Source organism: Kitasatospora sp. NPDC048715 (assembly GCF_043198905.1).
GTDB lineage: Bacteria > Actinomycetota > Actinomycetes > Streptomycetales > Streptomycetaceae > Kitasatospora > Kitasatospora lactacystinica.
The window spans coordinates 178,988-192,011 of the sequence record NZ_JBICVH010000011.1; the positions used below are offsets into that span (position 1 = coordinate 178,988).

General features: G+C 76.8%; 11 protein-coding genes. 10 read left to right on the top strand and 1 reads right to left on the bottom strand.

The features are described 5' to 3' along the window. Nucleotides 1-126 precede the first annotated feature (126 nt). The 10 genes from ACGFSC_RS21965 to ACGFSC_RS22010 all read left to right on the top strand — a co-directional run bounded on the left by ACGFSC_RS21965 (nucleotide 127) and on the right by ACGFSC_RS22010 (nucleotide 11,863). A complete protein-coding gene (locus tag ACGFSC_RS21965) occupies nucleotides 127-1,002 on the top strand; it encodes an SAF domain-containing protein (protein WP_392863767.1) in 876 nt (291 codons plus the stop codon). Next, nucleotides 1,002-2,486, top strand: a complete 1,485-nt coding sequence (locus ACGFSC_RS21970) for a hypothetical protein (RefSeq protein ID WP_392863768.1) — start codon at nucleotides 1,002-1,004, stop codon at nucleotides 2,484-2,486. The genes ACGFSC_RS21965 and ACGFSC_RS21970 overlap by 1 nt, the downstream gene beginning before the upstream one ends. Further along, a complete protein-coding gene (locus ACGFSC_RS21975) occupies nucleotides 2,476-4,095 on the top strand; it encodes an ATPase, T2SS/T4P/T4SS family (RefSeq protein WP_359913798.1) in 1,620 nt (539 codons plus the stop codon). Before ACGFSC_RS21970 ends, ACGFSC_RS21975 begins: the two co-directional genes overlap by 11 nt. After that, entirely contained in the window at nucleotides 4,095-5,060 is a 966-nt protein-coding gene (locus ACGFSC_RS21980; RefSeq protein ID WP_359913795.1) for a type II secretion system F family protein, read from the top strand. Before ACGFSC_RS21975 ends, ACGFSC_RS21980 begins: the two co-directional genes overlap by 1 nt. Further along, nucleotides 5,057-5,935 (top strand): hypothetical protein, encoded by an 879-nt coding sequence (locus tag ACGFSC_RS21985; RefSeq protein WP_359913793.1) that lies wholly within the window; start codon nucleotides 5,057-5,059, stop codon nucleotides 5,933-5,935. Before ACGFSC_RS21980 ends, ACGFSC_RS21985 begins: the two co-directional genes overlap by 4 nt. 110 nt (nucleotides 5,936-6,045) lie before the next feature. Beyond that, nucleotides 6,046-6,336, top strand: coding sequence for a hypothetical protein (locus ACGFSC_RS21990; RefSeq protein ID WP_359913790.1), 291 nt, complete (start codon nucleotides 6,046-6,048; stop codon nucleotides 6,334-6,336). 38 nt (nucleotides 6,337-6,374) lie between these two features. Then, the gene (locus ACGFSC_RS21995) at nucleotides 6,375-6,749 is read left to right on the top strand and encodes a TadE/TadG family type IV pilus assembly protein (protein ID WP_359913787.1); all 375 of its coding nucleotides are present in this window, start codon (nucleotides 6,375-6,377) and stop codon (nucleotides 6,747-6,749) included. After that, nucleotides 6,746-7,237 carry a TadE/TadG family type IV pilus assembly protein gene (locus ACGFSC_RS22000; protein WP_359913784.1) on the top strand — a complete coding sequence of 164 codons (492 nt, stop codon included), beginning with the start codon at nucleotides 6,746-6,748 and terminating at the stop codon, nucleotides 7,235-7,237. Before ACGFSC_RS21995 ends, ACGFSC_RS22000 begins: the two co-directional genes overlap by 4 nt. A 160-nt stretch (nucleotides 7,238-7,397) precedes the next feature. Further along, a complete protein-coding gene (locus ACGFSC_RS22005; RefSeq protein WP_359913782.1) occupies nucleotides 7,398-7,847 on the top strand; it encodes a hypothetical protein in 450 nt (149 codons plus the stop codon). Next, nucleotides 7,847-11,863, top strand: coding sequence for a LysM peptidoglycan-binding domain-containing protein (locus ACGFSC_RS22010; protein WP_359913779.1), 4,017 nt, complete (start codon nucleotides 7,847-7,849; stop codon nucleotides 11,861-11,863). Before ACGFSC_RS22005 ends, ACGFSC_RS22010 begins: the two co-directional genes overlap by 1 nt. A 193-nt stretch (nucleotides 11,864-12,056) precedes the next feature. Here the strand turns inward: ACGFSC_RS22010 and ACGFSC_RS22015 are convergent, their stop codons facing one another. Further along, on the bottom strand, nucleotides 12,057-12,650 hold the full coding sequence (locus tag ACGFSC_RS22015; protein WP_359913776.1) for a hypothetical protein: 594 nt from the start codon (nucleotides 12,648-12,650) through the stop codon (nucleotides 12,057-12,059). Nucleotides 12,651-13,024: the final 374 nt, after the last annotated feature.

The window sequence follows — 13,024 nt, forward strand, 5'->3', positions numbered from 1 at the left end:
AGCTCCGGTGATCACCCGCAGGTGATCGCCCGCAAGTGACCGCACACAAGTGACCGTGCCGGTACGGCGATTCGCACAACGACCAGCCGGACGAGCCAGAGACGAACGAGGGAAGGGCGGAACCCGGTGGAGAACCGTACGTTCGCGACGCCGGGATCCGGCACCTCCGCGGGCGCGGCGGCGTCCGTGGCGCTCCCGGAGCAGCCGGAGCAGACAGGTCCGGGCAAGGGCCGGGGCCGGGCGGCGCCGCACGCGCCCGGGCGGACCATGGGGGCGCGCCGGCGGCGCCCGGCGGTGCTGGCGATGGCGGTCGCGCTGATCGCGGCCGGCGGGCTGGGCGGGGCCGTGCTCTACAACAGCACCGGCCAGCGGGTCGCGGTGCTGGCGCTGGCCCGGGACGTGCCGTGGGGGCAGGTGATCACCGAGGACGACCTGGTGGTCGCCCGGATCGCGGGGGACCCGGCGCTGCGCCCGGTGTCGGCCCAGGACCGCGCGAAGGCGGTCGGCATGCGGGCCGCGACCGACCTCAAGCGCGGTGCGATGCTCACCGGCTCCGACCTCGCGCAGGGCCTGTCGGTGCAGCCCGGGCAGATCGTGGTCGGGGTGTCGGCCAAGCGCACCCAGCTGCCCGCCAGCCGGCTCCAGCCCGGTGTGCAACTGGTCGTCGTCTTCACCCCCGACAACGGCCGGGCCGACTCGCTGCCGGCCACGGTGATCACCGTCGGCAGGGTGGACACCGACGGCAGTCAGGTGATCGACGTGGCGGTCGGTACCGCGGACGGGCCCCGGCTGGCGCAGTGGGTGGCGAGCGGGCGGATCCAGGTGCTGCTCGCGCCGCGCGGTGCGGCGGGTGCCCCCGGCGGCGGCGCCGCGCCGGTCCCGGCGCCGAGCGGTGCGCCCTCGGCCGCCGCCACCGCACCCGGGGGCGCGGCGCCCGGGGCCACCACGCCGGGCCCCGGAGGCGCCGCCTCCGGGGCCCCGGCCGCGACGGGCGGCGCCTGATGGCCGTGATCGCGGTGGTCGGCGGCCCGGGCGCACCGGGAGCGACCACCACCGCCCTGGCGCTGCTGCTGTCGTGGCCGCTGTCGCCCGGCCGGCGGATCCTGCTGGTCGAGGCCGACCCGGACGGCGGCGCGGTGCTCGCCGGCGCCCTGGAGGGCCGGGTCGAGGCGGTGTACGGGCTGCGCAACCTGGCCGTCGCCGACCGGCGCGGACTGCTCACGCAGACCATCTGGGAGCAGCTGATCGACCTCTCGCCCGAGGGCAACGCCGAACGGCTGCTGCTGCCCGGGCTGACCGACCCCACCCAGGCGCCCGGCCTCGCCTACACCTGGGAACCGCTCGCCGAACTGCTGCACGGCGTGGAACGGCAGGGCTACGACGTCATCGTGGACCTCGGCCGCTCCGGGGCCACCGGCCACAGCGCGGTGCTCGCCCGCCGCGCCGACGCGGTGGTGGCGACGGTGCGCACCACGCTGCGCGGGCTGAGCTCGGTCCGGCCCCGGCTCGCCGCCCTGACCGAGGACCTGGCCACCGCAGGCACCGGCGCGGACGCGCTCGGGCTGCTGCTGGTCGCCGAGGGGCCGTACACGAGGGCGGAGGTGACCCGCGAGCTCGGGCTGCCGGTGCTCGGGGTGCTGCCGCACGCCACCCGGACGGCGAAGGTGCTCTCCGACGGCGGGGACACCGGCGACCGGCGGTTCATCCGCTCGGAGCTGATGCGCACGGCGCGGTCGGCGGCGGACGAGGTGCAGCTGCTGATCCGCCGTCGGCGCCAGCGGCTCGCGCCGGGCGCGGCGCAGGACGCGGCGCCGGCCCGGCTGACGGCGGGTGGCCCGGCGGCGGCCCCGGTCGCGGCGGCGGTGCCGATGCCGCCGGTCCCGACGGCTCCGGTGCCGGCCCCGCCGATACCGACCCCGCCCGTGCCGATGGCGCCGCAGCCGTCGGTGTCCGTGCCCGTTCCCGGGGCCGGGCCCGTGCCGTCGTCCGGGCCCGTGCCGTTGTCCGGGGCGGGGCCGGTTCCTCCGCCCGCGTCCGCGCCGGGCCCGTACGGGCAGCCGGCGTACGGGACGGGCGGCCAGTCCGACCACGGGCAGCCGGGGTACGTCCAGCCGGGGTACGCCCAGCCGGGATACGGGACGGGCGGCCACGGCCCGTCGCCGTACCCGCCGGGAGGGTACGGCACGGCGGCCCACGGCCGGTCCGTGCACGGCCGGTCCGGCTATGGGACGGCGGAGGGCGAGCAGCCCTCGTACGCCCCGCCGCAGCCCGTCCCGCCGGTGATCACCACCGGCCCGGTGGCGCCGCTGGCCGGGCTGGCGCCGCAGCCGGCCGCGCCGGCACCTTTCCCGGCGCACGTCCAGTCCGCCCCGTACGGCGAACCGGAAGACCAGTACCCGCTCCAGCAGCCTGCGGTGACGAACCGTCAGGACGACACGGGCGGGCCGTACCCGAACAACCCCGGGGAGGTGCTCCGTGCGCGGTAGCCCCCTGCACCAGCGTCCCGCCTCCGATCCGGCCGCGCTGCCCTGGGCCGCGCCGCCGCCCGGACCGGTCGTCCCGCCGCACGGGTACCGGCCGGGACCGGTCGCGCCCCAGCCCGCCCCGGCGCAGCCCGTCGCGCCCCAGCCCGTTCCGCCCGGCGCGGCCGGGCCCGCCGCCGTGCCCTCCCAGCTGCCCTCGCTGGACCTGCGCGGCTCCGCCACCCGGCCCGCCGTCGACCCGCAGGTCGCCCGGGAGCTCAAGCGCCAGGTCGCGGCCGAACTGCACCAGCAGATCACCCGGTTGACCGCCGCCTCCGGCTCCGATCCGGACCGCGCCACCCGCCGCCAGCGCGGCCGGGCGCTGATCGAGGAGGCCGTCGCCCGGTGGTCCGACGCCTATGCGCAGACCCACGGCATCCCGCCCACCCGCGAGCAGGACCGGGCCCTCGCCGAGGCCGTCTTCGACCTGCTGTTCCGGGCCGGCCGGCTCCAGCCCTACCTGGACGACCCGGAGATCGAGAACATCCTGATCAACGGCTGCGACGACGTCTGGGTCTCCAAGGTGCACCAACCCCTGCGCCAGGTACCGCCGGTGGCCGAGAACGACGCCGAACTCATCGAACTGCTCCAGGACCTGGCCCGCCAGCACGGCGGCGGCGAGCGCAGCCTCTCCACCGCCAGCCCGACCCTCGCGCTGCGCCTGGAGGGCGGCATGCGCCTCCAGGCGCTCACCGAGGTGACGCCCCGCCCGTACATCGCGATCCGGCGCCACCGGGTGGCCTCGGCGACGCTGCCCGAGATGGTCGAACTCGGTACCCTGGACGCCACCCTGGCCGCCTTCCTGGCCTCCGCGATCCGGGCCCGGAAGAACGTGATGATCACCGGTACCCAGGGCGTCGGCAAGACCAGCCTGCTGCGCGCGATGGCCGCCGAAATCCCGCCGGACGAGCGGATCGGCACCCTGGAGTCGGAGTTCGAACTCTGGCTGCACACCCTCGGCCACCTGCGCCAGGTCGTCCCGATGGAGGCCCGCGAGGGCAACGGCGAGCGCGTCGAGGGGCGCCTGGCCGGGGAGTTGACCATCGGCGACCTCATTCCGGCCGCGCTGCGCATGACGCTCTCCCGGATCATCGTCGGGGAGGTCCGCTCCGGCGAGGTCGTCCCGATGCTGCGGGTGATGACCAACGGCGAGGGCGGCTCGATGTGCACCCTGCACGCCCGCGGCCCGCACATGGTCGTCGACCGCATCGCCGAACTCTGCCTGGAGTACGGCTCGCACATGACCGACTCGCTCGCCTACCGGCTCACCGCCAACGCCCTGGACCTCATCGTGCACGTCACCATGGTCGACGAGACCGCCGTCGGCGGCCGCCGGCACCGCTTCGTCTCCCACGTCCTGGAGGTCACCGGCCTCGGGGAGAGCGGCCGGCCCGCACTGAACACCGTCTTCGGCCCCCGGCCGGACCTCGGCGAGCCGCGGGCCGTCCCGCACACCCCGCCGCAGTGCCTGGACGACCTGCGCCGGGCCGGCTTCGACGCCTCGCTGCTCGGCTCCCGGTACGGGAGCTGGGCCACCCCGCTCCAGCTGCGGATCGGCGGTGGCGCGCGGTGATGCTGCTCTTCGCCCTCTGCGGGCTGGCGGTCGCGGGCGGCCTGGTCGCCCTGGTGGCCTGGGCCCGCGGCAGCGAGCCCGGCGCCGAGGACGGGGCCGAGCGGGAGCCCAACCCGCTGGCCGGCCGGATCCACGTGTTCTGGTACGGCGCCCCCGGGACGGCCGCGCACCGGATGGTGCGGCTGCGCCGCGTCCAGCTGCCGCTCGCGCTCGCCGGCGCGCCGCTGGCCTGGCTGTTCACCGGCATCCCGCTGACCGCGCTGCTGGTGCCGCTGGCCGTCTTCGGCCTGCCCTGGCTGTTCGACACCACCCGTCCGGACACCCACCGGATCGAGCGGCTGGAGGCGCTCTCCGAGTGGACCCAGCGGATCGCCGACGTGCTGCTGCTCGGCGTCGGCCTCAACCAGGCCATCGTCACCAGCCGCCGCACCGCCCCGGCCGCCCTGGAGGACGAGATCGGGGAGCTGGCCGCCCGGCTGCAGGCCCGCTGGCGGCCCGAGGAGGCGCTGCGCGCCTTCGCCGACAGCCTCGCCGACGCCACCGCCGACAAGGTGCTCGCCGCGCTCGTGCTGCGGGCCGGGGACAGCGGCCCCGGCCTGGCCCGCACGCTCTCCGACATGGCCGACTCGGTGCGCGAGGAGGTCCGCCAGCGCCGCGCCATCGAGGCGGACCGGGCCAAGCACCGGACCACCATCCGCTGGCTGGTCGGCATCATCGTGCTGGTCGTCACGGTCGGCTCCTTCAACACCGAGTACACCCGGCCGTACGGGACCTTCCTCGGTCAGGTGGTGCTCGCCGTGGTCGCCGCCCTGTTCGTGGCGATCATCGCCTGGATGCGGGCGCTGGCCTCCCACCCGCCGGTGCCCCGGCTGCTGACGCCGGACCGGCGCAGCAGGAGCGGGCGCCGGTCCGCCGCACCGGCGGCCGCGCCGGAGCCGGCCGAGCAGCTCGGGGAGGTCCGGTGATCTCGCCCTGGTCCGTGCTGGCCGGCGCCTTCGCGGCCGGCGGCCTCGCCCTCCTGGTCGCCGAACTGCGGCCGGCGCCACCGGACCTGCGCCAGGCGCTGGACCGGCTGCACGCCACCCCCGCCGACCGCGAGCAGGACCCGGACGAGCGGCCCCGCTGGTACGACCGGATCGGCGAGCGGTCCGTCCACCTGCGCGGGGTCTCCGTACCGCGCCGTGAACTCGCCCTGATCGGCCGCACCCCGGCCCGGTTCATGGTGCACAAGCTGCTGTTCGCCGCGCTCGGCCTGCTGCTGCCCGCCTACCTGGGGGCGATGGCCGTGCTGATGGACACCGGCCTGCCGTTCGCGCTGCCGCTGGTCGCCGGGCCGCTGCTGGCCGGGCTGCTCTGGTTCGTCCCGGACGCCGTGGTGCGCGGCGAGGCCAAGGAGGCGCGCACCGAGTACCTGCACGGCATCGCCGCCTACCTGGAACTCGTCGCGATGGAGCGGGCCGCCGACTGCGGCCCCGCCGAGGCGCTGCGCCGGGCCGCCGCGGTCGGGCAGGGCACGGTGTTCCGGCGGATCCGCGACGCCCTGGAGCGCGCGGCCACCGACCGGCTCCCGCCGTGGGCCGGACTCGACGCGCTGGCCGAGGAACTGGGGCTCAGCCCGCTCCAGGACGTGGCCGACATCATGCGGCTGTCCGGCACCGACGGCGCCGCCGTCTACGACACCCTGCGGGCCCGCGCCAAGGGCCTGCGCGGGGAACTGCTCGCCGAGGACCTCGCCCGGGCGAACGCCGACAGCGAACGGATGGTCGCGCCCGGGGCCGCGCTGACCCTGCTGATGACCGTCCTGATCGTCTTCCCCGCCCTGCACCAGATGCTCAACTGACCGTGCTCCACGGCCGGGTAACGTCCCCGACCGGACCTCGCAAGCCCGACCCGCCAGTTCAGAGCAGCCGGCACCACCACACCACACCGCCACATCCCCGGGAGAACCCGATGACCGCACGACTCGCCCACCTGGCAGACCGGGTGCTGCGACCCGCCCTGCTACCGGTCCAGTTCGCACTGATGCTGTTCACCCTGCGGCTAGGCCGGCTGCGGGCCGCCCGGGCGCGCGGCGACCGCGGTGCGATCAGCATCGAACTCGCCCTCGCCATCATCGCGTTGGTCTTCGTCGCCGGTGCCGTGGCGACGGCGCTCTACCTGCTGAAGGACAAGGTCGTCAAGAAGGTCGAGCAGGACCCGAACATGCCGGGCGGCGCGGGCGCGGGCGGCGCCACCCAGTGATGCGTCCTGCTCTCCGCCGCAGGGGCGACCGGGGGTCGATGAGCGTGAGCCTCGCCATCGTCTTCCCGGTCGTCCTGCTGCTCCTGCTGCTCGTCGTCCAGGCCGCGTTGCTCTGGTACGACCGGCAGGTCGCGCTCACCGCGGCCCGCGAGGGTGTGGACGCCGGACGGGTGCAGAGCAGCGCGACGGACGGCGAGAAGAACGAGGCGGCCCAGCGGCAGGCCCGCGACTTCCTCGACCGGCAGGGCGTGCGCGGGTACGTGGTGCGGACCGACGGCAGCACGGCCCAGACCGTCCGGGTCACCGTGGAGCTGACCCCGCCGCTGCTGATACCCGGGCTCAGGGCGCCCACCGTCACCCAGTTCGCCGAGGCGCCGCGCGAGCGCTTCGTGGCGCCGGCGGTGAAGCCGTGAGGAGTGAACCGCGGGCACCCGGCGGGTGGCGGCGGCCGCCGCGGCGGCGGTTCTGGTCGCGGCCGCGCAGGCGGGACCGCGGCGGGATCGCGATCGAGGCGGCGATCGTCGTGCCGGGGGTCGTCGGGCTGGTCCTGGTGGCCATCGCCGCCGGTCGGGTGCAGACCACGGCCGGCACCGTGGAGGCCGCCGCCCGGGCCGGGGCCCGGACCGCGTCCCTGCAGCGCAGCGTGGACGGGATGGACCAGCCGGCCAGGGAGTCCGCCCTCGCGACCCTGCGCCAGCAGGGCGTGTCCTGCCGCAACGGGGACGTGCGGGTCGGCAAGGGGGAGTTGAACCTGCCGGGCGGACCGGCCACGACCGTCACCGTCACGGTGATCTGCGACGTGGAACTGGCCGACCTGCTCGGCGGACCGTCCGGGGTACCCGTGACGAAGCACCTCGTCGGCGAGTTCACCTCGGTGGTGGACCGTTACCGGGGCACATGACGGCGCGCGGCGCCGTCGCCGGGAAGACGGGGGATTGGAGACGGCCCGTGCGGGGGAGACGCAAGCGGAGAGCGCCCGGGGGATGACACAGCGGTACCGAGTGGCGCCCGGTGGGGGCCGGTGGGGAGAACAGCGTGCGAAGTGGGGGGAGGGGACGGGAGTGGTGAGCCGTCTGCGGCGACGGCTGTCGGCGCGCCGGTCCGACCGGGGCGCGGTGGCCCTCTTCGTGGCGATCTGCGCGGCCTACGTCGTGCTCGTCATCGCCCTGGTGATCGACGCCGGCGGCCGGCTGCGGGTCGCCGAGCGGACCGACGCCTACGCCCTGGAGGCCGCGCGGGTCGGCGGCCAGCAGCTCGACCGGGCGGCCGTCCTGCAGGGCAAGGGCTTCAAGGTCCAGGAGAATTACGTCCGGGACGCCGCTGACGCCTATCTGCGCCTGTACGGCCTGCACGCGGGCGACATCGAGTTCTCCGGTGACGGCAAGGTCGTCACCGTCACCGTGCAGGCCGACTACCGCCCGGTCCTGCTGGGCGCCCTCGGGCAACGGAAGGTAACGGGCAAGGGCAGTGCGACCCTCGTCCACGGAGTCGAGAAAGCGGAGACCGACTGATGGCCGCGCCACGTGCCAAGGACCAGGCCCGTACCGCCCAGGCCCGCAACGGCCGGGCCGGGACGTCCCATCGCGCCGGCGGCGCCCGAAGGCCCGCCGCCCCGGCGCCCCGACCACCCCGCGGGCGCGGCCGTGCCGTGATCACCGCGCTCGGCGCGCTGGTCACCCTGCTCGCCCTGCTGTTGGGCGTCCCCGCACTGCTGCTGTACGGCACCCAGGCGGTCGCCGGGATGGGCGAGGTCGCCTCCGGCGGGGTGGGCGAGGCGCTCACCAGCCCGGACGACGGAAGCCTGTTCCTGTGGGCGCTGGTGGTGGTCGGCTGGCTCGCCTGGGCCTGCTTCGCGCTCTCCGTCCTGCTGGAGATCCCCGCCCAGTTGCGCGGCCGGATCGCCCGCCGCATCCCGGCCTTCGGCTGGAGCCAGCGGATCGCGGCCGGACTGGTCGGCTCGGTGCTCGCCCTGCTGCCGGTGGCCGGCTCGGCCTTCGCGGCCGTCCCCGACGCCGCCCACGGCCCGGTCGTCCAGGCGCAGTTGACGCCGGGCGTGCAGCGCGCCGCACTGCCCGCCGCGCAGGCCGCACCGGCCCCGACCCCGGCCGCCGAGCAGCAGAGCACCTACACGGTGCGCGACGCCCGCCCGGCCGACAGCCTGTGGTCCATCGCCGAGCGCCAACTGGGCTCGGGCGAGCGGTGGATGGAGATCGCCAAGCTCAACGAGGGCCGGGCGATGGGCGATTCGGGCGTCCGCTTCGACGCCGAACGGCCGATCCAGCCCGGCTGGGAACTGCTGATGCCGGCGGACGCCAAGCCGGACGAGGCGAGGACACCGGCTCCGGCCCCCGCGCCGGCTCCCGCCGACCAGGCCCCGGCGCAGGGTGCCCCGCAGAACGTCCCGCAGTCCGGGACGGAGTCCGGGGGGCCCGGTGGCGCCGGTGGTGCGGGCGGATCCGGTGGGCAGCGGACCGTCACCGTCCAGGCCGGGGACAGCCTGTCGGCCATCGCCCAGCGGGAGCTGGGGGACGGGGAGCAGTGGCCGAAGCTGTTCGAGGCGAACAAGGGGGCGCAGGCCCCGGACGGGGAGCAGCTGACGAACCCGGACGTGGTCGTGCCGGGGATGGTGCTCACGGTGCCGGGGGCCGGCGGTGCCGCGCCGGCGCCGGCGCCCGCACCGGCTCCTGCCGACCAGGCCCCGGCACCCGCTCCGGCGCAGGGCGCTCCCTCGCAGGGCGCACCCTCGCAGGGCACGCCGCAGTCGGCCCCCGCGCCCGCGCCCACGCACGCACCGGCCCACGCGCCCGCCCCCGCCGCGCACGCCGACCCGGCCCCCAGCGACGACTACACCGTCGCGCTCTCGGCCTCCACCGTCGGCGTCCTGCTCGCCGCCATCATGGTCGGCGCCGTCGCCCACAAGCGCGGCGGCCAGCAGCGCGCCCGCCGCCCCCGGCACCGCATCGCGATGCCCGACGCCGAGGCCGCCGCCTTCGAGAACGAGCTGATGGCCCGGCAGGACCAGGCCGGACTGGAACTGCTGGACCGCGCCCTGCGCACCATGGCCCGCAACACCGTGCGCGGCGGCAAGCGGCTGCCCGCCATCGTCGCCGCCCGGATCACCCAGGGCCAGACCATCGAGCTGCACCTGTCCGGCCCGGCCACCCCGATCGCGCCGTTCCGCGCCGCGCACGCCGCCAACGTGTGGTGGTGCAGCGCCGACTCGGGCGACCTGCTCAGCCCCGGCCAGGCCCGGCGGACCGCCGCGCCGTACCCCGCGCTGGTCACCCTCGGCACCTCGCCGGACGGCTCGGTGGTCCTCGCCGACCTGGAGGCCGTCCGGCTGCTCCACCTGTCCGGCCACCCGGACGACGCCCGGGACGTGCTGCGCACCCTCGCCGTCGAACTGGCCCACAGCCCGCTGGCCGACCGGCTCCACCTGCACCTGGTGGACCTCGCCGAGGAACTGCCGATCAGCGGACCGGCCGCCGAACGGGTGCACCGCCACCCCACCCTGGAGGCCGCGCTCGCCGCCCTCGGCCCGCGCACCGCCAAGGCCCGCGCCACCCTGGTCGCCGCCGAGGCGACCAGCCCGCGCGAGGCCCGCAGCCGGGGCCAGGCCGACGAGTCCTGGACGCCCGAGATCGTGCTCTGCGCCCACCAGCCCGGCGGGGACGTCCCGGCCGAGCTCGGACGCCTGCTCGACGCCCGCCCGCGCACCTGCGTCGCCGTCATCACCCGCGCCCCCGAGCGCGGCACCGGCCCGGTCGCCCGCTGGACCCTGCCGACCTCCGGGCAGGCCGCGATCCCGGGCCTGCACCTCACGGTCGAGCTCCAGCGGCTCAGCGGCCACCAGTACGACCAGGTCGCCGAGCTGCTCCGGGCCGCCGACGACTCCACCCAGCACCCGGCCCCGGCCTGGACCCTGGACGGGCCGGAGGACGACCCCGACACCGCCGAACTGCCGGCCGCCGTACCGGTGCTGGCCGCCGTCGGGGCTTCGGCCGGCGGGGCTTCCGTCGGTGGGTTGTCGGTCGGCGGGGCCTCGGCCGGTGGTGCCTCGGCCGTCGGGGCGGAGGAGGGCGCGGACGCGGCCGCCGGTCCGCGGCTGCTCGCCCGGGTCATCGGCACCGGGGCCAGCCCGTTCGCGGGCACCGATCCGGTGACGCCCGCTCCGGGGCCCGCCGCCCTGCCGCCCGCGGCTTCGGCCGCGGTCCCGGCTCCGGCCCCAGCGCCGGTTCCGGCCGGTCCGGCGCGGTTCGTCGTCAACGGGCAGGGGAGGCAGGCGGCCACCGACGAGACCACCCGGGACCTGCGGCGCCCGGGCCTGCCGGAGGGCGAGGGGGCGGACGAGTCGGGGGACACCTCCTCGGAGTCCACGGCGACGGTCGTGCTCGCCGTCCAGCCGGTCGTCCCGAAGCCCGTCGTCCCGCAGTCCGTCGTTCCGCAGTCCGTGGTGTCGCCTCCCGTGGTGGCGGAGCCGGGGACGGCGGAGCCGACCGCGCCGGAGCGGGCCGAGGAGTCGGCGCCGTCGGCCGCGTCCGCCGCGGTGCCCGCCGTCGCCGCCGGGACCGGTCCGGCCGGGACCGCCGGGACGGTCGGGACCACCGAGACGGTCGGGACCGCGGACCCCGCCGGTACGGGGGAGTTCGAGCCCGCCGTCGAACCGGGCCCCGCCGCCGTCGCCCCGGTCGCCCGGACCACCCCCGGGCGCAGCGACAGCGACGACCTGCTCGCCATCCTCCGCTCCCCGGAGGCGCACGCCGCCCGCAACGCCCCCCGGATCCGGCTGCTCGGCCCGGTGGACGTCGCGGGGGTCCTCGGCACCGCCGTCCCCGGTGCGCTGCCCCGGCTCACCGAGCTGGCCGTCTACCTGGCGCTGCGTCCGGGGTCGGACCGCCACGCGCTCGACCACGATCTGCACCCCGGCGCGGCGCACCTCGACCCGCACCCCACCGCGGCCGACGCCAAGAGTCCGGTGGTGGCCAAACTCGGCGACCTGGCAGCCTGGTTCGGCACCTCCCCGGAGGGCCGCGCCTTCCTGCCCACCGAGGGCACCGAGGGGTACTCCTTCGCCCCGGCGGTCACCTGCGACTGGGACGAGTTCCGCGGCCTCTACCGGCGCGGCATGCGCAGCACCAGTGCCACCGCCGACGCGGCCCTCGCCCACGCCCTGGCCCTGGTCCGCGGGGCGCCGTTCGCCGAGGCCCCGCCGGCCTCGTACGGCTGGGCCGAGGCCGAGCGGCAGGACATGATCGCGGCGATCGTCGACACGGCCCACGAACTGGCCGCCCGGCGTCTGCAGTACGGCGACCACCGCAGCGCCGAGGCCGCCGTCTTCCGCGGCCTCGCCGTCGCCCCGGACGTCGAACTGCTGCACCGGGACCTCTTCTACGCCTACGCCTCGGCCGGCGCCCGCGACCAACTCCTGCGCGCCGTCAACCGGTTGGACGCGCTCAGCCGCCGGACCGGCCGGGACCTGGACGCCGACACCGTCGCCCTGCTGCGGGACCTGCTCGCGGGTTCCTGAGGTGGATCGCCGACTGCCCGGCCACTCCCACGGGGGTGGCCGGGCAGTCGTGTTGACGGGCCGACGGCGGATGTGGCGGTCGTGTGGACATTCGGTACGGATGCGGCCGGCGGATCGATCGGTGGGCCGACCGGTGGGCCGATCGGTGGATCGGCGGCCCGGAGGACCGGGGGATCGGCGGGCCGGTGGCCGGTCAGACCGCCCGCAGCCAGGCGTCCAGGGCGGTGAAGTCCGCCTCGGTGAGTCCGCGTCGGGGATCCACCCGGTGGAGCAGGGCGCGGGCGGGGGAGTGGGCGGCGACCCAGCGGCGGTCGGGCTCGGTGATCTCGTCGTCCACCCAGGCGAACGGCCGCCCGTCCGCCCATGCGACCAGCGCACGGGTCTTCCAGTGCAGGCCGTCGGGCCCGTCCGGCCAGTTCGTGATGTCCGGCCGGTCCGTCGTCGCAGGGGCGTCCAAGGTGTCCGGGGCGTCCGGGGCGTCCATGGCACCCGTGTCGTCCACCGGCCAGTCCACGACGGGGAGTCGGGGCAGGCCGAGCCAGGGCGCGAGGCACTCGTTGGCGTCCTCCAGCCAGGTGGTGGCCCACACCGGTTCGCCCGGCAGGCTCAGCAGCCGCGGCCCCAACTCCGGGTTCACGCGGGCGATCAGCGGATTCCCGCCCATCGCCGTGCCGGGCGGGACGTACGGGCTGCGGTAGGTGGGGTAGCCACCGGGGGGAGGGTCGCCGAAGGGGATCAGCGGGCCGTCCACGTCGAGGAAGAGCAAGGGGCGATCGGCATCGACCATGACGGCACCTTAGCGGGGCGGCGCGGGTGGTGTGGTGCGCCGATCGGCCACCCGGCCTGGAACGGGTGAGCCGGGATCTCGTAGGGTGGCGCGCACGGAGTGTGGTGGCAGGCACCATGCAGGCGAGGGCATCAGACGCCGCGGGAGCGGCGGGGCGGGGCGGTGACCAGGAGATGGCGGAGACGACAGCGGTTTCCGGAGGTCCCGACCCGGCCGGCGGCTCGGGGCCCTGGGACGCCGTACCGCCGCCCCCGCGCCTCCCGGCCGAGGAGCACCCGCCCGGCCCCGCAGCGCTGTACGAGCCGCCGCCGCCCCCGGCCGCCCCTGCCCCCGTTCCGGTCGCCGCTTCCGTACCGGGTGTTCCTCCGGGGGCC